The organism is Maribacter aestuarii (assembly GCF_027474845.2).
GTDB classification, from domain to species: domain Bacteria; phylum Bacteroidota; class Bacteroidia; order Flavobacteriales; family Flavobacteriaceae; genus Maribacter; species Maribacter aestuarii.
In genome coordinates this window covers 1320541-1342096 of the sequence record NZ_CP107031.2, presented here as the reverse complement: position 1 = coordinate 1342096, position 21556 = coordinate 1320541, and the positions used below count along the sequence as shown (strand labels likewise).

Annotated in this window: 12 protein-coding genes; 10 read left to right on the top strand and 2 right to left on the bottom strand. The window is 40.0% G+C overall.

Annotated elements, in window-relative coordinates; genetic code table 11:
• Window positions 1-17 precede the first annotated feature (17 nt).
• Together N8A89_RS06020 and N8A89_RS06015 are read right to left on the bottom strand one after the other, a co-directional pair.
• Window positions 18-1334, bottom strand: a complete 1317-nt coding sequence (locus N8A89_RS06020; RefSeq protein ID WP_281541448.1) for a sensor histidine kinase — start codon at window positions 1332-1334, stop codon at window positions 18-20.
• Window positions 1335-1446: 112 nt separating this feature from the next.
• Window positions 1447-2814 (bottom strand): sigma-54-dependent transcriptional regulator, encoded by a 1368-nt coding sequence (locus tag N8A89_RS06015; RefSeq protein ID WP_289645106.1) that lies wholly within the window; start codon window positions 2812-2814, stop codon window positions 1447-1449.
• Window positions 2815-3076: 262 nt separating this feature from the next.
• Between N8A89_RS06015 and N8A89_RS06010 the strand changes: the two genes are divergently transcribed.
• From N8A89_RS06010 to N8A89_RS05970, 10 genes are all read left to right on the top strand, one after another.
• Window positions 3077-4432 (top strand): TolC family protein, encoded by a 1356-nt coding sequence (locus tag N8A89_RS06010; protein ID WP_281541445.1) that lies wholly within the window; start codon window positions 3077-3079, stop codon window positions 4430-4432.
• A gap of 8 nt (window positions 4433-4440) precedes the next feature.
• On the top strand, window positions 4441-5691 hold the full coding sequence (locus N8A89_RS06005; protein WP_281541444.1) for an efflux RND transporter periplasmic adaptor subunit: 1251 nt from the start codon (window positions 4441-4443) through the stop codon (window positions 5689-5691).
• Window positions 5692-5781: 90 nt separating this feature from the next.
• Window positions 5782-6477, top strand: coding sequence for an ABC transporter ATP-binding protein (locus N8A89_RS06000; protein WP_281541443.1), 696 nt, complete (start codon window positions 5782-5784; stop codon window positions 6475-6477).
• A 115-nt stretch (window positions 6478-6592) separates the two neighbouring features.
• Window positions 6593-8944, top strand: a complete 2352-nt coding sequence (locus N8A89_RS05995; RefSeq protein ID WP_281541442.1) for an ABC transporter permease — start codon at window positions 6593-6595, stop codon at window positions 8942-8944.
• A gap of 56 nt (window positions 8945-9000) precedes the next feature.
• A complete protein-coding gene (locus tag N8A89_RS05990) occupies window positions 9001-11400 on the top strand; it encodes an ABC transporter permease (protein ID WP_289645103.1) in 2400 nt (799 codons plus the stop codon).
• Window positions 11401-11474: 74 nt separating this feature from the next.
• On the top strand, window positions 11475-13904 hold the full coding sequence (locus tag N8A89_RS05985) for an ABC transporter permease (protein WP_281541439.1): 2430 nt from the start codon (window positions 11475-11477) through the stop codon (window positions 13902-13904).
• Between the two features lie 217 nt (window positions 13905-14121).
• Complete coding sequence (locus N8A89_RS17685) at window positions 14122-14421, top strand: ABC transporter permease (RefSeq protein ID WP_347343957.1); 300 nt, start codon at window positions 14122-14124, stop codon at window positions 14419-14421.
• Entirely contained in the window at window positions 14372-16555 is a 2184-nt protein-coding gene (locus N8A89_RS05980; protein ID WP_347343956.1) for an FtsX-like permease family protein, read from the top strand. The genes N8A89_RS17685 and N8A89_RS05980 overlap by 50 nt, the downstream gene beginning before the upstream one ends.
• A 48-nt stretch (window positions 16556-16603) precedes the next feature.
• Window positions 16604-19003 (top strand): ABC transporter permease, encoded by a 2400-nt coding sequence (locus N8A89_RS05975; RefSeq protein ID WP_281541437.1) that lies wholly within the window; start codon window positions 16604-16606, stop codon window positions 19001-19003.
• Between the two features lie 159 nt (window positions 19004-19162).
• Window positions 19163-21547, top strand: a complete 2385-nt coding sequence (locus tag N8A89_RS05970; protein WP_281541436.1) for an ABC transporter permease — start codon at window positions 19163-19165, stop codon at window positions 21545-21547.
• Window positions 21548-21556 lie beyond the last annotated feature (9 nt).

Here is a 21556-nt window from a genome sequence, read left to right as displayed (position 1 = left end):
TTTAAGCAAAATCTAGATTAATCAAAGATTAGCGTAAAGACGGTGTTCTCATTGGAGGCAACACTAATGCTACCTCCATGAAGACGCATAATCTGTTTGGAGAGACTAAGTCCAATACCTGTCCCCGTATTTTTAGTAGTAAAAAAAGGCACAAAAATTTCGTCGATAAGTTCAGGGGTTATTCCCGGCCCATCATCAACAACCTGAATATATTTTTTATTCAGCTCATTGATTCCCGCCCTGAATTGAATTCTTCCTTCATCGGAATATTGAAGTGACTGTTGTGCATTTTTTCCAAGATTGAGCAATACTTGTGTAATCTGCTTTTCATCGGCAAAAATTTCTAAATTCTCCGGATGTACCAAAACATCGATTTCCACCACCTTATCGGTTTTCTGCTCCTCTACAAGCAATTTTATTTTCTCCAACAACCTTGTAGCAGGAATAAGTTCTTTGTCCGGTTCGGGAACACTGAGGAAGGTCCTGTACGACTGTACAAAACTCATCAGGTCGTTGCCCTGATTTTTAATCACCTCTAATCCTTTGGCCGTATTTTTAATTTGGTCCGGAGTGAAATCGCTGGACGAGGCAAGTTGATTTCCCTTTCTGAAATATTTCAGAATGGATTCTGAAATGGAAGTAATAGGGGTTATCGTATTCATAATTTCGTGGGTGAGTACACGGATTAATTTTACCCAAGAATCCGTTTCCTTTTCGTCCAATTCTTTGTGGATATCATGGACTACGACGAGCAATAAGACCTGCCCTTCAATGGTAATAGGGGTGCACTTTAGGCTTAGGGCCCTTTTGCCACGTTCATTTCCCAATTGGAAAATAATATTATCAAAAGGTTCCAAATCTTTGAATAGCTCATAGAGCTTGTTGTCTACCTGGTTGAGTTGCTTAACGTGATTTAAGGGCCTGTAATTAAATAAATTCTGAACCGTTGGATTGGCATAGAGGATATGACCTTTTTGATTGATCGTAAATATACCAATGTCCGCTTGCCTTAGTATTTCTTGGTAGTATTGCTCCTGAGCCTGTTTTTTCAAATGAATGTCCTGAATCATACTGTTCAGCATGTTGAGGCTATGGTTCAGTTCCTCCAGAGACTTCACACTTAATTTTTCCGGAAAACGCAGCGTAAAATCTTCATTCTTAATGGCGTCAAAAAAATAGGCTATTTTTCGGTTGGTTTGATTGACATAGTTAATAAGGGCAACAATTTGGCCTACCAATATGAACACCCCCATACTCCCAATTATATATTGGCCCTTAAAGAAAAAGTAGGTGGAAATGACCACTGTTACAGCTACAAATATGATGCGGAACACCAACTGTAAATAAATATTGCGGCTTACCATACTAGTGTTTCAGGTTCAAAGTTCAAGGTTCAGACAAGTTTAAAAGTTGATGGTTTTATTTCTTGTAGAATTAGATTACTTATCATTTTGAGGGCTTTTTCTTTAGTTTATTATAAAGTGTTTGTCGGGAAATACCCAACTGATCGGCCGCTGCACTGTAATTCCCGTCATTTTGGTTAAGGGCATTTTCTATCATCAATAATTCCATCTCTTCCAAAGTGCTAGGTCCGCTTTCAAAAGAAACCGCGTTTTTCAAATCTAATAGGAAGTCGGTCGGTTTTAAAACATTTCCTTCCGATAGAATTACAGCACGTTCCATGGTATGCAGAAGCTCCCTAATATTACCTGGCCATTTGTAGGCCATTAATTTCTCCTGTGCCGCTTGGTTGATTCTTAACCCTTGTTTACCATATTTATTAATGAACTTGTTCAAGTAAAAGTCCGCCAAAACCAAAATATCACCATCCCGTTCCCGTAAGGGAGGAACCTCTACACGTATGGTGTTGATACGGTATAATAAATCTTCCCTAAAAAGACCGTCCGCTACCATTTGGTCCAAATTACAGTTGGTGGCACAAATTAACCGGATATTTACGGGAATGGGCTTATTGGAGCCAACTCTTACGATGACCCTATTCTGTATGGCCGACAAAAGTTTCGCTTGGGTCTGGAGTGATAAATTGCCGATTTCGTCCAAAAATAAGGTACCCCCGTTGGCAGCCTCAAACTTTCCAATGCGGTCCTCTTTGGCATCCGTAAACGAACCCTTTACATGACCGAACAACTCACTTTCAAAAAGGTTTTCGGAGATGGAACCCATATCCACGGAGATGAAGACTTCATTATTGCGACGTGATAGTTTGTGTAATTCCCTAGCAATTAATTCCTTTCCGGTGCCGTTCTCGCCCGTCACCAAAACGTTTACATCAGTTTTCGCAACTTTTTGTACCAAATTCATTACCGCGTTCAATGCCTTAGAATTCCCTACGATATAGTTTTTGTTCTGGTTAATGACCTTTTTTAGGTTACTTTCCTTCTGTTTAAGGAGGTGTACTTCTTTCTGGCTTTTCCTGAGTTCATAGGCAGATTTCACGGTAGTCAACAGTCGCTCATTGTTCCATGGTTTTAAAATGAAATCGGATGCTCCTTCTTTCAATGCTTCTACGGCCAGGTCAATTGCCCCGTAGGCGGTCATCATGATAACCGAAATATGTGGTGCTTTCTTTTTAATCTCCCTCAGCCAATACAAACCCTCGTTTCCGGTATTTACGCCTGCCGAGAAATTCATATCCAAAAGAATAATGTCTATCTCAGACAAATTTGGAAAGGAAGAAATTTGATTGGGGTTCGATAAGGTTTGTACAGTTTTATATTCAAACTGTAACAGGATTTCCAAAGCGCTTAGTACACTTTTATTGTCATCGATTACCAGAATTTTTGCATCGGTCATTGTAACGATTCTTTTATTTCGCGGTCCTTAAATAAAACCCGTAAAATTGCTTTGAACATAGTTTTGATTCTATTAAGTAGTTTAAAGCTAGAATTTTTAATTCAGAATAAAATAAAGTTGTCAAATATTTTGACAATCTCTGTACAACTATTTTACAGTAATTTATGAATGACGTAAAATATTGTTATTTAATATTCTGATAACCAATAAAATAGATTCTTGGCATACATATAGTTATTTGTTTGGCACACCAATAAAGAATATGATTACTAAATTCAAAATATCCCTACTATTTACAGTTGTGTTCGGCTTAACGTTGACCGCTCAAGATAAATGGACTTTAGACGAATGTGTGGCCTATGCTTTGGAACACAACCTTCAGCTAAACGATTTTAACTTTACGGAGCAGTCGGGCCGGGAAACCTATAGACAATCTGTGCGTAACTTGTTACCAGTACTCAATGCCAATTCGAATTACAATGTAAATTCCGGTAGAGCTGAAGATCCTAATACGGGAACGTTCGTGGTTCAAGACTTTTTCTCAAATAATTATTCATTGCAGTCTAATATTGATTTATTTCAAGGTTTTCAAAAAATCAATTCTATAAAGGCATCTAAATTTCTATATAAGGCGGCGAAGGAAGAGTTGCTACAGCAAAAATACCTTTTGGCGTTTCGCGTTATGCAAGCGTTTAACAACATCCGGTTCTTTGAAGGTTTAGTGGCCATTGCGAGTGAGCAATTAACGGTCTCCGAAACTAATTTGAAGTTGGTCGAGAAACAGATAGAATTAGGTTTAATGGCCGGTGCTGACCTATACGAGGCAAAATCCGCATTATTGGCCGATGAATTAAACCTCACCCAAAGTGAGAATCAGTTGGCGGCGGCGAAGTTAACCTTGATTCAAGAAATGAACCTGGAAGATACTTCCGAGATAGAAATTGTACCTGACATTGGGCAAGTAGCACAAACAGAAACAGCATCAAAGATGCGTTCGGACACTGTCTATTCAAAAGCACGAGAATTCTTGCCTTTAATAAAGGCACAAGAACTAAGGGCCCAAGCGGCAAAAAAGCAAGTGGGCGTGGCAAGGGGAGATCTTTATCCTTCACTATCCCTATTTGCAGGTATCGGTACGGGCTATTTTGAAACTTTTCGGGATTCTCTAGGAAATACTTTGCCCTTTCGCGAACAATTTAGGGACAATACCTCCAGATTTTATGGTTTGAGTTTAAATGTCCCTATTAGTAATGGGTGGTCGGCGCGCTCAAGGGTGAAACAGGCTAAAATAGAAAAGCTTAGACAACAGAATAATCTAGAGGTACAAGAACAGGTGCTATTTCAAACGATTCAACAATTAGTACAGGAGCACAACTCATTGTTGGTGCAGTCGGAGCAAAGTGTTCAGAATATGGAAGCGCAAAGAATGGCTTTTACTATTGCGCAGAGGCGCTATGAAAAAGGATTGATTAACGGCATTGAATTGTTTACTGCAAAAAATCTGTTCGCCAGCGCCCAGAATGAAAATTTACAAGTGAGGTTGAGGTCGGAAATAAATAAAAGTACTTTGGACTTTTACAGAGGGCTTCCGGTATTTAATATTAACAAAAACGATTAACTAGAAAGATGGATATAAAATTAGAAAAGAAAAAAGGATTACGCCCCAAACATTATGGGTATATAGCTTTAGGCCTGTTGGTCTTGTTCGTTGGCTATCAGCTTCTTTTTGCAAGTTCGGTCTCCACGTATAGGACCGAGAAGGATAAACTTTCTATTGCGACCGTAACCCAAGGCAAATTTGATGATTACATCACTATAAATGGTACAGTAGCCCCGATAACTACTATCTATATGGATGCCTACGAGGGCGGACGTGTCACCGAAAAATTAATAGAGGAAGGTGCCATGGTAAAGGAAGGGGACATTATCCTAAAATTGGAAAATATGAACCTGTACGAGCAAATTCTAGCTAGCGAGAGTAATCTGGCCTTAAAGCAGAATGACTTACGTTCCACCAAACTAACTTTTGACTCCAGACAGGTGGAAGGTAGGAGGTCATTAGCGACGGCCAGTACGGATTTGCAACGGTTAAAAAGAAATTATGAGCAGAATAAGGCGCTTTATGAGGAGGAGTTGATATCGAAAGAAGAATATCAGTTGTCAAAGGAAAACTATGAGCTTTCAAAAAAACAATATGAAATTGTAAAGGTACAGACAGAGAACGATGATGAATTAAGAAAAACATCTTTGCCAGTTTTGGAGGCCGATTTAAATCGGATGCAAAAAACCCTGGGAATGGTATATCAACGTTTGGACCACCTGAACGTGCGTGCTCCTGCGGATGGTCAATTAGGGTTTCTGGATGCTGAAATCGGACAGAATATTTCACAAGGACAGCGTATTGGCCAATTAAATGTGCTTACGGATTATAAAATTGAGGCAGAGATAGACGAGCACTACATAGATCGCGTTAAACGGGATTTGACGGCGAGCTTTGAAAGAAATGGGAATGATTTCCCTTTAAGGGTGCGAAAGGTATATCCTGAAGTGCGTAATGGTAGGTTTCGTGTTGATTTGGTATTTACCGACAGTAAACCGGAAACCATACGAGCAGGGCAGAGCTATAACATTAAGTTGCAATTAGGTGAATCCAGTAATGCATTGCTTTTACCTAAAGGAAGCTTTTTCCAGAGTACCGGGGGTCAATGGATATTTGTGGTAGCACCCGGATCGGATGAGGCTTTAAAGCGTAATATCCGTGTAGGCAAACAGAATTCTAGGTATTATGAAGTACTGGAAGGTCTGGAAGCGGGAGAGGAAGTGATCACAAGTAACTATGACAGCTTCGGAGAAGCAGAAAGAATAGTATTAAAATAAATTATAAATGCAACGGACAACAAGTCCAAAAGGTCTTTAATAAAGCAACTATAACCCGCCTGCCGGTTGGTAGGTCTAATAAGTGAACAAATGATAACGATTAAAAATTTAAAAAAGAGCTTCAAGACAGAGGAGGTAGAAACCTTGGCCTTGAACAATGTAAACCTAAAAGTAGAAGATGGTGAATTTGTCGCTATCATGGGTCCTTCTGGGTGTGGAAAATCTACGCTGCTGAACATCATTGGAATGTTGGACAACCCAACGGAGGGGAGCTACAACTTCGCGGGCAATGAAGTGGGCGGACTCAAGGAAAGTCAGCGTACTCAATTACGAAAGGGCAACTTGGGATTTGTATTCCAAAGCTTCAATCTTATAGATGAACTTACGGTTTATGAGAATGTTGAGCTTCCGCTTATCTATTTAAAAATGGGTAAGAGCGAGCGAAAAGAAAAGGTGATGAAGGTATTGGAGCGCATGAAGATAGCCCATAGGGAAAAACATTTTCCACAGCAACTATCCGGAGGGCAACAACAGCGTGTGGCTATTTCCAGGGCAGTAGTTACCAATCCAAAATTGATTCTTGCGGATGAGCCTACAGGAAATTTGGATTCCAAAAATGGTATTGAAGTAATGAACCTGTTGACGGAATTGAACCAGGAAGGAACAACTATAGTAATGGTAACACACTCGGACAGGGATTCACATTATGCACATAGGGTCGTAAACCTATTCGACGGTCAAGTAGTTACGGAAAGCCAAAATAGGGCTATTGGGGCAATGGTCTAATCAGCCAATTCATGTTGCCAAATTGCTCAGTAGGAGTTTATTCATCAATTGATGCTGAACTGGTTTCAGCATTAAATAGCCAACCAAATTAATCGACCAAAAAATTAGAACAGTCATGTTTAACAACTATATCAAAATAGCGTGGAGAAGTCTCTGGAAGAACAAAGGTTATAGTGCTCTTAATATTTTTGGACTGGCCATTGGAATTACCTGTGCTAGTTTGATATTTCTTTGGGTTGAAGATGAAGTGAACTTTGACAGTACTTTTCCAAAACAAGATTTGATATACTACGTGCCTACAAATCAAAAATATGAAGGGGAATGGAGTACTTTTTATTCAACACCAATGCTATTGGCCCGAGACCTAAAAGAGGAAATACCTGAAATTGTCAGGGCAGTGGCAACATCCTCGGAAAACTTACTCTTTACGGAAGGCGATAATGGAATTAACAGACAGGGAAGATTTGCCGATGCTGATTTTTTTGAGATTTTTAGTCTACAATTCATAGAAGGAAGTTCTAAAACCGCTTTTGAAAGACCTGATGCCATAGTACTGACCCAAAAAACTGTATCGGATTTATTCGGCGAGAATACTCCTGTTTTGAATAAGGTTCTGAGAGTAAATAATGTCGATAATTATGTTATTACCGGAGTTGTTCAAGACCTACCCGCAAACGTAAGTTTTGGATTTGAATGGTTGGCTCCGTTCGAACGCTACTCGGCCGGTGTAGAATGGATGCAAGATTACGGTAGTAAGTTTACGGACACTTTTGTAGAACTGGCTCCAAGAGCTGATTTTAAGATAGTTGATGCTAAAGTTCAAAAAATACTTCCCTCTATAACTGGAAACCCAGAGACTTACGCTTTTCTGCACCCAATGAAAGACTGGCACCTGAGATCCCATTTTGAAGGTGGGAAAAAGGTGGGCGGTCAAATCGTTTATGTGAGGTTATTTGCGCTTATCGCATTTATAATCTTATTTATTGCCTGTATTAATTTCATGAACCTTTCCACGGCAAGAAGCGAAAAACGAGCCAAAGAAGTTGGAGTACGCAAAGTGCTAGGTTCGGGTAAAAGAAGATTGGTTTCACTGTTTATGGCTGAAGCCCTTATTACGGCAACTCTCGCTTCCATCGTTAGTGTTTTATTATTATTGCTATTGTTACCAGAGTTCAACCTACTTGTAGAAAAGCAGATAGAGCTTGGGCTTTTCTCGCCTTTGCATCTACTTTCCCTTTTGGGTATTACCATCATTTGTGGACTTTTAGCAGGTTGGTATCCTGCTTTCTATCTATCCTCCTTCAAACCTGTGGAAGTTATCAAAGGTATAAAGGCTAAAGAAGGAAGTGCAAGCCTAATACGAAAAGTACTCGTAGTTACGCAATTTGCAGTTTCTATAATCTTTATTATCAGTACAATTATTGTTTACCAACAGGTACAACATGTTAAGGGGCGTGATTTGGGATACCAGAAAGAGAACCTCATTAAGATGAATGTTAACGGGGATATGGTCAAAAATTTCAATCCCATCAGGCAAGATATGATTGCATCGGGAATGGTTGAGAATGTGGGCCTAAACAATTCCCAAGTCCTTTACGGTGGTAATAATGGTTCAGGTTTTCAATGGAAGGGCGGCACCGACACGGAAGATGTACTTATTTCCTTTAGACACATAACTCCGTCTTTTTTGGAAACCGCCGGAATGACATTAGTTGAAGGCAGAAATTTTGGTGATAATGTTGCCGCCGATAGCACAAATGTTCTGGTTTCTGAGTCACTAGCTAAAATGATGGGTGAAGGAACTGCGGTTGACAAGACGATTATTAGGGGCGAAACCTACAACATTATCGGTGTGGTTAAAAATTACTTATTCGGTAATCTGTACGGTAGTGCCGAACCGGTATTGTTTTTTAATAATCCCGATTATGCAAATTACATGTACGTTAAAGGTAAATCCGGCATACCAATGACCGAAATATTGGCTACGATGGAGGTAGTGATGAAAAAATATAACCCTGCATTTCCTTTTGAATACGAATTTGTTGATGACGCTTTTAACGCCATGTTCAGAAGTGAAAAACTTATGGGCAACCTTTCAAAAATATTTGCCGTGCTGGCCGTAATTATTTCATGTCTAGGGCTATTTGGCCTCTCAATATTTACAGCAGAGCAACGTAGAAAGGAAATTGGCGTAAGAAAGGTATTGGGAGCCAGCGTTTCTGGCATTGTGAACCTACTTTCAAAAGATTTCATGAAATTAGTATTTATTTCCATTTTAATTGCTATTCCATTGGCATGGTATGCCATGCAAAATTGGTTGGAAAGTTTTGCTTATCGTATTGAAATTAATTGGTTGGTATTTGTTATTGCCGGAGCTGTTGCTATTACTATAGCACTATTAACGGTTAGTTTTCAAGCTATCAAAGCGGCCAATGCCAACCCCGTAAAAAGCTTACGAACGGAATGAATTAGGAAATACAACTAGGACGCTGAATCAATTTCAGTACAAGAAAAACGAGAATCATGTTAAAAAACTATATCAAGATCGCGTGGCGAAACCTTCTTAAAAACAAAGGGTATTCCGCAATTAATATTGGTGGTCTGGCCATAGGCATGACCTGCTTTTTATTGATTGCAATGTTCATTAAGAATGAACTTTCCTATGATAGCTATCATGAAAAAGGAAATCGAATTTATAGGGTGGTGCACCATGGTAGTCCCGATAATTTGGAAGATAGATGGATATGGGGTAATGCACCGGTCGGGCCAGCCTTAAAAGCGGATTTTCCAGAAGTATTAGAGAAAGTACAATTCTCTGGTCGGTCTGATATTTTGTTGGAATACAATAATCGTTCTTTCCAGGAAAGCAATTGCTTTTATATGGACCCCAGTGCGTTTGATGTATTCACATGGCCTCTGCTATCCGGCAACCCTAAAACTGCCTTGGAAGCTCCTTATTCCATTGTTTTGACAGAAAGTACCGCCAAGAAATATTTCGGAGATGAGGATCCCATGGGTAAAACTATTGATGGTGTAGGCGGAAGAGCAAATGATGGTATTTACACGGTTACCGGGGTAATGAAAGATGTGCCTTCCAATTCACACTTTTCTTTTGATGTGCTTATGTCTATGAGTTCGTTTTACCAGACTAGGCCAAATATTTTTGACTCTTGGGGCTACGTAGATTTTTATACCTACTTTTTGGTCGACGAGAATTTTGATCAAGCCGCTTTTCAGGCAAAAATGCCAGCATTCCTTAAAAGGAACCGCCCAGCGGAAGATGCAGAATATTACTATGACCTTTCTTTTGAGCCCCTAAGTTCAGCGTATCTACAATCGAAAGCGGCAAGGCAACCTGGTATAACTGGAAGTCTCTCCAACATTTATATTTTTTCGATTATTGGCCTGTTTATTTTAATCATAGCAAGTATCAATTTTATGAACTTGGCTACAGCCCGATCTTTGGAAAGGGCCAAGGAAGTGGGTATTCGAAAGGTGATAGGAGCCAATAAGAAGGGATTGATATATCAATTTCTGGGAGAGTCCATGATTATGGTTCTTTTGGCATCGCTATTGGGATTAGGACTTGTCATGCTTTGCCTTCCCGCAATGCGCGAAATCACAGGAAAGCCATTTTTGACAGGGGAACTTTTCAATAGCTTCACAGTCTTTACCTATGTCGGCACGGCATTGGTTTTAGGTTTGTTATCAGGGAGTTACCCTGCCTTTGTGCTATCAAGTTTCAGGCCTTCAAGCGTATTAAAAGGTGTCTTTAGAAGTTCCCAGAACGGGAACAGACTTCGAAAGGGATTGGTCATATTTCAATTCAGTCTTTCCATAGCGTTGATTGCAAGCACGGTAATCGTATACTTTCAATTAGGCTTTATGTTGGATAAAAATTTGGGCTTTGACCGGGAGCAGCAATTGGTTATTGATTTTAACTGGGACGGCGAGGTACTGGACAATATGGAGACCATTAAAAGCGAATTCATGACGCTGCCAGAGGTGGTTTCAGTTGCTGGTTCACGAACGGTACCTGGAAGTCATTTTCCCGCCGCGGGAACCAGCGTAGAAACAAATGAAGGTCAAATGGAAAATTTTGAACCTTTTCTATATGAGATTGATTTCGACTTTATACCGCATTACGAAATAGAGGTGGTTGCGGGTAGACCTTACTCTAGGGAATTTGCAACGGACTCTACCCAGGCAATGGTCGTTAATGAATCAGCTGCAAGGAGTTTTGGATACGCGAATGCATCGGATATTATAGGAAAACGCTTTGAACAATGGGGACGGGAAGGAACCATTGTGGGAGTGGTAAAAGATTTTAATTACTTGTCCCTGCATCAAACAGTAGCCCCGTTAGCGCTACGTTATTCACAGTATGGCAAATACCTTTCCTTAAAGATCAAATCATCCGATTTAAAGCAAGCGATTACCAATGTTGAGCAAAAATGGGTAGAACTTGCGCCTCATCGCCCGTTCCTTTATAGCTTCCTGGATGAATCTTTCAATGAACAGTATGAAGCCGATTTCAAGTTTAAAAACCTCTTTACTATCTTTTCGTTCCTTGCCATTTTAATCGCTTGTTTAGGGTTGCTAGGATTGGCTACCTATAGTGCCGTACAAAGGACCAAGGAGATAGGTGTACGTAAAGTTTTAGGAGCGGAGGTTACGAGCATCGTAATGCTTTTATCCAAGGATTTTATGAAACTTGTACTAATCGCCATTTTCATTGCCACCCCCTTTTCTTGGTATGCCATGAACAAGTGGTTAAGTGATTATGCGTATCAAATTGATATAAGTTGGTGGGTCTTTGCAATGTCTGGAGGTATTGCTTTGGCCATAGCAGTAGCTACTGTAAGTTTTCACGCGGTAAAGGCGGCAAGAACAAATCCGGTAAAAAGCTTACGGTCAGAATAAATAACTTGTATTGAGTGTAGTCACTCAGCGAAGTCGAAATTACAGTTGAAGTATCAATCAAAAAACAATCAATCATGATAAAACAATATATAAAAATCGCTTGGAGAAACCTTCTCAAGAATAAACAGCAGACCATTATAAATTTGCTAGGTCTTACTATAGGCACGGTAAGTTGTCTTGCCATTGTCCTGTACGTCTTTGCTCAATTCGGTTATGATACGCAACATGAAAATGCAGATACTATCTATAGAGTGGAAACAATTATAGAAAGAGATGGTAAAGCAAGTTGGAATACCGCCGCTGCATCACCTCCCACAGCTTTTGCATTAAAAGAAGATTTTCCGGAAGTCCAGGAAGCAACGCGTGTAGTTTTAACGGATGTTTTTACTAGCAATTTAATAGGGGCGGCCAACAGTGAGGATGCTTACTATGAGCCTCGAGTCTATATGGCGGATTCTACTTTTTTCAAGATATTTAATTATAAATTTTTAGAAGGTAGACCGGAGACTGCATTGAACGAACCCAATGCCTTGGTACTTTCTTCATCTTTGGCAAATAAACTATTTGGCCGTCAGAAGGCTTTGGGCAAAAATGTAACATGGGGAAGCGGGGCGGACGCACAAACCTTAACGGTAAAGGGGGTTTTTGATGAGTCTTTTGAAAAATCTCACTTGGACCCAAATTATATTGTAAGCATGAGCACTCCCGGTATGGGAACTTTTGTTCAAAACTTTGCAAGCTTTGCAACGAACAATTTTGTGTATAGTTATATAAAGCTGCAACCCAATAGCAATGCCCAAGGATTACAGCGTAAGTTGCCAACCTTTATACAAGAAAGAGGGGCCAAAGATCTCAAGGATGCGGGAATGGACAATAAGGTTCTGGTGTTGCAGAAAGTTTCGGATATCCATTTATATTCAGAAGGACGGGAAAATCAAATTCATGAAGTTTCCAATATCAAATATCTTTATTTCTTACTTACATTGGCATTTTTTATTCAACTTGTCGCTTGTATAAACTTCATTAATCTTAGTACGGCGAGGGCAAGTAAAAGGGCCAAGGAAATAGGAGTGCGTAAGGTAGTGGGCGCAGGAAAAAACATCCTGATAAGGCAATTTCTAGGGGAGTCTTTACTTTTATCACTTTTTGCGATGCTGATAAGCATTCCCATTACCATTCTTCTACTTCCAGTAGTCAATGAACTCACGAATGCAAGTTTAGTGCTACAGGATTTATTTAATTGGCGTATCATTTTCATATTATTTGGTTTAGGTACCATTACAGGTCTGGTTTCGGGTATTTACCCAGCCATAATCCTTTCCTCGATTAAACCGATTAAAGCCTTAAAAAGCTCTACAATTTTACAGTCGGGTAATGGTACTTTTAGAAAGGTTTTGGTGGTATTTCAATTTGTGGTCTCCATTAGTCTTGTAGCTACGGTAATTATTGTAACACAGCAATTCCGGTTTGCTCAAAACAAGGATTTAGGTTTTCAAAAGGAAAATCTATTGGCACTTCGAATAGGTACAGCTGAGGCTTCCAATAAGTTCGAATCCCTAAAGTCATCCTTTTTGAACGTACCCGGGGTTGTCAATGTGTCCAGCGGTAATTATGCGCCGTCAGAGGTCATCCTAAATGACAATGGTCTGTATTTACCTGGAGGGAGTCGCGAAAATGTTACAATCGTGAAACGTCAGGGAATAAGTGAAGGATATTTTGAAACAATGAACATTCCGTTGCTGAAAGGAAGGGATTTTACTCCGGCGGATACCACAGATCAAATTATTGTAAATGAGGCGACATTACGGGTTTTCGATATTAAGGAAGAAGAAGCTTTAAGTTCAAGACTTGTACAGAGTTTTGGAGATGAGACTTATGAAATGCGTATTATAGGTGTTGCAAAAGACTATCATTTTGCATCCTTAAAAAATGAGATAGCACCTTTATTTCTTTATAAAGAGGATGAGCCTAACTGGTTGTTCATTAAGACGCAGACAGCAGACTACCAACAGCTATTATCAGGTTTGGAACGACAATGGAAGGCCACGGTAAATAATGTTCCCTTTGATTATCGGTTTGTGGATAAAGAGGTTGTAAAACTGTATGACGAAGAAAAACGATTGGGTCAAATCTCAGTGGTTTTCACCATTCTGGCAATTCTAATAAGTTGCTTGGGTCTTTTTGGCTTGGTCTCCTACGTAGCGGAACAGAAGAAAAAGGAAATAGGGATTCGAAAAGTTTTGGGAGCCAGTATCAATTCCGTTGTGCAGCTTTTAACGAAGGATTTTATTAAACTGGTGGGCGTTGCATTTCTCATTGCATCACCTATCGCTTATTACTTTATGCAAAGGTGGTTAGAAGATTATACCTATCGCATTGACATTCAATGGTGGGTTTTTGCCTTGGCAGGAGGTTTTGCTTTACTGATTACGGTCCTTACCGTGAGTTTTCAATCGGTAAAATCGGCACTTGCCAATCCGGTAAAAAGTCTTCGGACAGAGTAGTTCCTATTAAGTTAGAACGCTGAACTATCAGTTATGTAACAATTGAAAATTAAAATAGTCCTTGTAAATATATTGTACATCGTTTGTCTAAAAATTTTACAGCTTAGAACCTTTACATTATGTAACTATTTGAAAATCAATATTATAAATAAATGGCATAAAATTAGTCCTTAGAAATAGGTGTTAAGGGCCATCATCAATCAAAATCATAATAATCATGTTTAAAAATCACCTTAAAATAGCTTGGAGAAGTCTCAAAAAGCAACCCTTTTTTACTTTCCTAAATACCTTTGGACTGGCCATTGGTATGGCCGGGGGAATATTGATTTCACTTTATATTCACGATGAGCTGAATTATGATAAAATGTTCGCCGATGCCGAGCGTATTTATCGGATAGATACGGACATTAAATTTGGTGGAGCCGAAATGAGATTCTGCGGAGGCTTCCGCTCCTATGGCGGCCACCATGCAACAGGACTTTTCACAAGTAGAATCCACTGTGCGGTTTCGGGATAGAGGGAGTTTACTGCTCAGAAAAACGGGAACAGAAACCAATACAAAAGAACTAAGGGTTGCGTTTGCGGATTCTACGTTGTTTGATTTCTTCGGAATCGATTTATTGGTAGGCGATGCAAATAAAGCGTTGGTGCAACCAAATACGATGGTGTTGACCAAAACTGCGGCAGAAAAGCATTTTGGGGTTGAAAACGCTCTTGGGCAGATCATGTTGTTAAATAATAGTGACACTTATACGGTTACAGGAGTAATTGATGATTTACCAAAAAACTCTTTTCTGAGGGATCATACCGTCTTTATGGCCATGTCTGGTTATGCAGATGCCCAATTGGTCAATTGGGGAAGCAATAATTATTTCACATTTGTTAAACTCATCCCATCTGCCGATGTTGCGGATTTTCAAGAACCGTTGACCGGAATGTTGGATACCTATATGTTACCATGGGCTCAACAACACTTTCCGGGAATTACCAAAAAGTCCTTTATAGAAGCCGGTAATTATTTAAGATACCATACAATGCCATTGACGGACATCCATCTGTATTCAGATAGGGATGCTGAAATGAGTGCGAACAGCAGTATTCAAAATATTTACATACTTTCCTTTATAGGCCTTTTTCTCATAGTGCTGGCATGTGTTAATTTCATGAATCTTTCTACGGCCTATTCATTAAAGCGCGCTAAAGAAGTTGGCGTACGTAAGACTTTGGGTTCTAATACAAGGGAATTAATCAGGCAGTTCTTAACGGAGTCGGGTCTGATCTCGTTCATTTCTTTGGCCGTTGCACTTATTATAACCATTCTGGTACTGCCATTTTTTAATGAGCTATCGGCAAAATCAGTGTCCATTCCTTTTTTCAATCCGCTATTTTGGGGTCTATTGATGGTAGCCACTGTTTTATTGGCATTATTTTCTGGTAGTTATCCTGCATTTTTTATGTCAAGATTCAGGCCCGTAAAAACTCTTAAAGGTGGGGCGCAAAGTAATGTAGGAGGTGGAAAAATAAGGAACGCCTTAGTTGTTTTTCAATTTACCATATCTATTTTTTTAATCGTAAGTACCATGGTCGTTTTCCAGCAATTAAACTTTATACAGAGTAAGGACTTGGGTTTTTCAAAAAGTCAAATCGTACTGGTAGATGATGTTTTTGCGGTAGGGGATAATTTATCGTCGTTCAAAGAAGAGGTGTTAAAGATAGCGGATGTTAAAAACGCTACGATAAGCTTTTATCTGCCCACACCATCCTCAAGGTCTAACAGTTCCTATTTTAGGGAAGGGGCTATGACCCAAGAAAATGCTATTCAGATGCAGGCTTGGAGCGTGGACCCGGATTATATTACCACATTGGATATGGAACTGATCGCTGGCCGTAATTTCAATAAACAATTTGCCACAGATTCCATGGCGGTAATCATTAATGAGGCAACTTTAAAAGTTTTGGGAATGAACGCCGAAGAGGCTATAGGAACCCAAATCTCTCAAGATATAGATTTAGAAAGACCACAGTTCCATAAAGTTATCGGGGTTATAAAAGATTTCCACTATGAATCCCTAAGGGAAAACATAAGTGCCTTGGGTCTTTTTTGGAGAGAAACCCCTGGGATTTTGGCGGCAAAAATAAACACAGGTGATTATACAAGGACCCTTGCCGATATCGAGAATGTTTGGGATGTTTTTGCCCCAGGGCAACCGTTTAATTATCGGTTCATGGACGACTCCTTCAATACTACGTATGAAGCCGAACAGCGGCTGAGCATGATATTTGTCATATTTACCGTTCTTTCCATTTTTATTGCTTGTTTGGGATTATTTGGATTAGCTGCCTTTAATGCTCAAAAACGCACAAAAGAAATCGGGGTAAGAAAGGTATTGGGGGCTACCGTAAGTCAGATTTCGTACAGGCTTACGGTAGATTTTCTCAAGTTGGTCGTTGTCTCGATAGTCATCTCGCTCCCCATTGGCTGGTATGCCATGAACAAATGGCTGGAGGATTTTTCATATCGGATAGAAATAGGTTGGTGGGTATTTGTGCTTGCGGCTTCTTTAGGGATTGCCGTTGCCGTAATCACCGTAAGTTATCAGAGTATAAAAGCCGCTATAGTAAACCCTGTAAAGAGCTTAAGAACGGAATAAATCATCAACCTGTGCTGAGCGAAGTCGAAGCATCAAAAATTTTAACCCATGTTTAGAAACTATTTGAAAATCGCCTGGAGGAACCTTTTAAAAAATAAGGGATATTCCTTGATAAATATTGGCGGATTAGCCCTTGGAATGGCCGTCACGCTAATTATCGGGCTTTGGATGCACGATGAGCTTTCCCATAATAGTTACTTCCACAACAAAGATAAAATTGCACAGGTCTTCCAATCACAGACGTTCAATGGTCGTACAGGGACCGGTCCCGCAATTCCGCTGCCCTTGGAGCCAGCGCTGCGCAATGGATATAGGGATAATTTTAAGTACCTTATGATGGCCTCTTGGACTCAGGACAGCTATATAAAATACAAAGAAAACAGCATATCACGGCCTGGCAATTATATGCAGCCCATGGCTCCGGAACTGCTGAATTTAGAAATCGTTAAAGGAGAAAAAGACGGTTTACGGGAAATTAATTCCATAATGCTTTCCGCATCCACGGCCGAAGCACTTTTTGGAGATGAAGACCCAATAGGTAAAGTAGTAAAAATTAGTAACCAATATGATTTAAACGTTTCCGCTGTTTATCAAGACATCCCCTTCAATAATACCTTCAATGACACCGATTACATTATTCCGTGGGACAACTATGTAGCTAACCGCGAATGGATAAAAAATTCGTTGGACAACTGGGGCAACAATTCGTTTCAAATGTTTGTCCAGCTTAAGGAAAATGTAGATGTGGCCGATGTTTCTGAAACCATTAGAAACGTTAAGAAAGACCTTAACGAAGATACGGCCGAGTTTAATCCGCAAATATTTCTATTGCCCATGGAAGATTGGTATTTGCGCAATAATTTTGTGGATGGCAAACAAGTTGGTGGGCGAATAAAATACGTCTGGCTTTTTGGTATCATCGGTGCCTTTGTGCTGCTTTTGGCCTGTATCAATTTCATGAACCTAAGTACGGCACGGTCGGAGAAAAGGGCTAAAGAGGTAGGTATTCGAAAATCCATAGGATCACAAAAGGGGCAATTAATCTATCAATTTTTAAGCGAATCTTTTTTGGTAGTACTGTTTGCCTATGTGGTGGCCATAGGAATTGTATTACTCAGTTTAAAAGGCTTTAACGAATTGGCGCTGAAAGAAATTGCTTTCCCTTGGAGCAATACAAGTTTTTGGATCCTCTCGGTGGTATTTATACTTTTTACAGCGTTATTGGCCGGTAGTTATCCAGCGCTCTATCTTTCCTCCTTTAAACCTGTAGATGTGCTCAAGGGTACGTTCAAATCTGGCAAATACGCTGGTCTGCCTAGAAAGGTATTGGTCGTCCTACAATTTACGGTTTCCGTAGCTTTCATTATAGGTACGGTAATCGTTATGCAGCAAATCAACCATGCAAAAAATCGTCCCATTGGCTATGATAGGGAGGGTTTGATTCAAATACCGACATGGTCCGCCGATTTTGAAGGAAAGACAGATGTAATGCGAGAGCAGTTTATAAGTTCTGGGGCAGCAATTGCTATGGCCACCTCTAGTAGTCCAACAACACAGATATGGTCCAATCGGAGCGGTTATACTTGGGAAGGAAAACCAGAAGGTTTCCAAGAAGACTTTGCCTGGACCGAAGTGTCCCCGGAATATGCCAGCACATTAGACCTAAAAGTTGTTCAGGGTAGGGATTTTTCAAGAGAAATGGCCTCTGACTCCTTGGGCATATTAATCAATAAAACAGCTGTGGCGTATATGGGTCTCGAAAATCCTGTCGGTACAATAATCCGTGATTCGGATGAAGAAGATCCAGGGCCTCCCATGAAGATTATCGGGGTTGTGGAGGACATGATTGCACAATCGCCTTATGAGCCCGTTAAACAGGCTTGGTACGTTTATGATCGCCATAATAATTTTAGTTATTATAATTTAAGGTTGAACCCGAAACAGAGTGCAAACCAGAGTATTGCGATAATAGAAAGGGTGTTCAAAGAAAACTTTCCGGCAATTCCCTTTCAGTATGACTTTGTAGATGATCAATATGCCCGGAAGTTTGCGGCGGAACAAAGAATTGGAACCTTATCCGGAATATTTACGGCCTTAGCCATTCTAATCAGTTGTTTAGGACTCTTTGGGCTTACTTCCTTCGTCGCCGAACAGCGTACCAAGGAAATTGGAGTGCGAAAGGTGCTGGGCGCATCGGTCTTCAACGTGTGGAATATGCTTTCCAAAGACTTTTTAAAATTGGTTACCATCTCATGCTTTATCGCCATACCCATTGCTTACTATGTGATGAACGGCTGGCTTCAAGACTATCCTTATCGCGTAATTCTGGAGTGGTGGATCTTTGCCTTGGCGGTCATTGGAGCTATGGGCGTAACGGTACTTACGGTAAGTTTCCAGGCTATTCGTGCTGCAAAGCAGAATCCGGTTAAAAGTTTACGCACCGAGTAGAAGTTTACTACCAGCGTAATGTAAATGTTTTATACAGGTTTTGTCAAAATATTTTACAGTATTAAAGAAATCAACTGATTTAATACACTGATATTCATTTGTTTATGTTTTGGCACGAAAGTCGAAGCATAATTCTAATTGAATATAAAAAGGAACACTATGCTTAAGAACCACATAAAAATATCATTACGGAACCTCTGGAAAAACAAAACATTGTCCCTTTTGAATCTTGTGGGCTTGAGCATTGGGGTCTCAAGCGTATTGACCTTATTTTTTTCGGTCTATGCTTATTATACGGCAGATGAACATATTCCTGATCAAGAAACTATTTTTTATCTGAAAACCCAGTTAAAAGATGGCAATAGCTACCGAGAAGTACCTTATCCGCTTATTGAAAAGGTTGTTAGTATCTCACCTGAGGTTTTAGCTGGGACCCACCTGCACGGTTGGGGCAATATTTGGTTGGAGAATGGCAACGAAGAATTTCAACACCGTACCGATTATGCCGACCCTGAATTCTTTGAGGTTTTCGGTCTTCCGCTGAAATACGGAAACCAAGAAATGGCCTTGAAAGAAAAATATTCCATTATCCTTACTGATAAAGTAAGCCAGCAAATTTATGGTGATGAGAATCCGGTTGGTAAAACCTTGATTGGTGCCGATACCTTGAGCCTGACCGTAACCGGGGTTTTTGAACCTATAAGTCCGTATTCTTCGTTTCGGTTGGGCGTATTATTACCCAATACCCTGTTAAAGAACAATCCAACGTTCATTGCTCAAACGGACTGGAGCAATAGTTTTTCCCCAGCTTATTTAAAACTAAGACCTGAGACCGATATCACCGCGCTGAAAGATCGTATTGAACAATTGGTACAGGAAAACTATACAGACCCTGCTCTTATTGCTGGCATGGACGTGATGCCTTATTCCGAAATGCGTACCGATATAATTCCTGTAGTAGATACCATAATCAGTGGTTCTATTGCGGCATCTTTATTTGTATTGTTGATTATTTTGGTGAACCTGCTCAATCTTAACACTTCTACCATGTTTAAACGAACAAAAGACATTGCCGTCCGCAAAGTCTTGGGCAGTAGCAAAAAGAATGTGGTCATACAGTTTTGTATCGAAAACGGTATCTTGGTTTTTGTTTCCATCCTCATTTCCGGAATTTTATTTTTAGCGGTCAATCTTCCGAGATTAAACGACACCTTTGGCCCAGAATTTGGCCGCATCTCATTCGATATTTCTAAAGACTATCCCGTGGTTGTGGGCATTATTGCCATAGGGTTTTTGGCTACTTTGATTGTGGGTATTTTTCCAACGTTACGCTTTATCAAAGTACCGGTAACCACAGGAATCAAAGGAAAAATTGAACAAATGAAGAGCAACTTTCTGTTGCGTAATTCCTTTATCATTTTACAGTTTACCATCGCCATTCTTTTTATCAGTATCGCAGTCATTTTGAACCAACAAATTGGGTTTATGAAAAATGCCGATTTAGGGTTTGAGCGAAATAATATTTTGGTTGGTAATATTGATTTGGACTATAAAGATTTGGATGCCGCCAAAGCAAAGTTCAATGCCCTATTGAATGCATTAGAAGCCAACCCCTATGTAAAAGGTGTTGCAACCAGTCAAGCGATACCTTCCGATTATTATTTCAACTATACCAACTTTTACGATGCTGCTAATGATAAAGATGTGCGCATTAGAAGGTCTTATGCAGATGATGGCTATTTTAAGACGCTCCAAGTGCCTGTTATAAAGGGACGGGATTTTAACCGGGATATGGATGCTGGCGAAGAACAGGCAGTAATCATTAACGAAGCGGCCCTAAAGGCATTTGGTTGGTCGAGCATTGAAGGTAAACGTTTAAAATTCAAGACAGACAATGACCTGGGTTACCCCATTGTCGGAGTGGTTAAAGACTTTCACTATCAAGATTTGCAGAATGCCGTAGAACCTTTGGTGCATATCTACAGGGACAAAAAAGCACTTGAAAGGCATCGGTTCTTGACCGTCAAAGTAGTTGAGGGACAAGAAAAGCAAATCGAAAATATGATTGCCTTGGCTTTCAATGATATTTCATCTAGACGAGAGTATGATCAATCCCGGTTGACCGATAAGGTAAGTGCACAATACCAACTCATAGAGGGTATTTTGAAATCGGTCAACATTACAGCCATCCTGACTATCTTTATTTCGTGTTTGGGCATGTTTGGGTTGATTTCCTTTTTGGCAAAACGCAAGGTCAAAGAAATTGGTATTCGAAAAGTGTTGGGCGCAAGTGTTGCCAAAATCGTGGTACTACTCTCTAAAGATTACATCATTCTTGTAAGCATTGCTACCTTGATCGCCTTCCCTATTGCCTGGTATATGATGAATGCTTGGTTGGGCACTTTTGCTTACAGCATTAGCATTGAATGGTGGATGTTTGTTGTTGCAGGGTGCATTGCCTTGCTCATCACCGCGTTTACCCTTGGGATACAAGCAGTAAAATCAGCGGTGGCCAACCCGATAAAAAGTTTAAGAACAGAATAAAAGTAAAAT

What these genes read in the sequence shown, in the direction of transcription:
- N8A89_RS06015 (WP_289645106.1), bottom strand. Translation starts at nt 2,814, where the DNA reads ATGACCGATGCAAAAATTCTGGTAATCGATGACAATAAAAGTGTACTA.
- N8A89_RS06010 (WP_281541445.1), top strand. Translation starts at nt 3,077, where the DNA reads ATGATTACTAAATTCAAAATATCCCTACTATTTACAGTTGTGTTCGGC.
- N8A89_RS06005 (WP_281541444.1), top strand. Translation starts at nt 4,441, where the DNA reads ATGGATATAAAATTAGAAAAGAAAAAAGGATTACGCCCCAAACATTAT.
- N8A89_RS06000 (WP_281541443.1), top strand. Translation starts at nt 5,782, where the DNA reads ATGATAACGATTAAAAATTTAAAAAAGAGCTTCAAGACAGAGGAGGTA.
- N8A89_RS05995 (WP_281541442.1), top strand. Translation starts at nt 6,593, where the DNA reads ATGTTTAACAACTATATCAAAATAGCGTGGAGAAGTCTCTGGAAGAAC.
- N8A89_RS05990 (WP_289645103.1), top strand. Translation starts at nt 9,001, where the DNA reads ATGTTAAAAAACTATATCAAGATCGCGTGGCGAAACCTTCTTAAAAAC.
- N8A89_RS05985 (WP_281541439.1), top strand. Translation starts at nt 11,475, where the DNA reads ATGATAAAACAATATATAAAAATCGCTTGGAGAAACCTTCTCAAGAAT.
- N8A89_RS17685 (WP_347343957.1), top strand. Translation starts at nt 14,122, where the DNA reads ATGTTTAAAAATCACCTTAAAATAGCTTGGAGAAGTCTCAAAAAGCAA.
- N8A89_RS05980 (WP_347343956.1), top strand. Translation starts at nt 14,372, where the DNA reads ATGCAACAGGACTTTTCACAAGTAGAATCCACTGTGCGGTTTCGGGAT.
- N8A89_RS05975 (WP_281541437.1), top strand. Translation starts at nt 16,604, where the DNA reads ATGTTTAGAAACTATTTGAAAATCGCCTGGAGGAACCTTTTAAAAAAT.
- N8A89_RS05970 (WP_281541436.1), top strand. Translation starts at nt 19,163, where the DNA reads ATGCTTAAGAACCACATAAAAATATCATTACGGAACCTCTGGAAAAAC.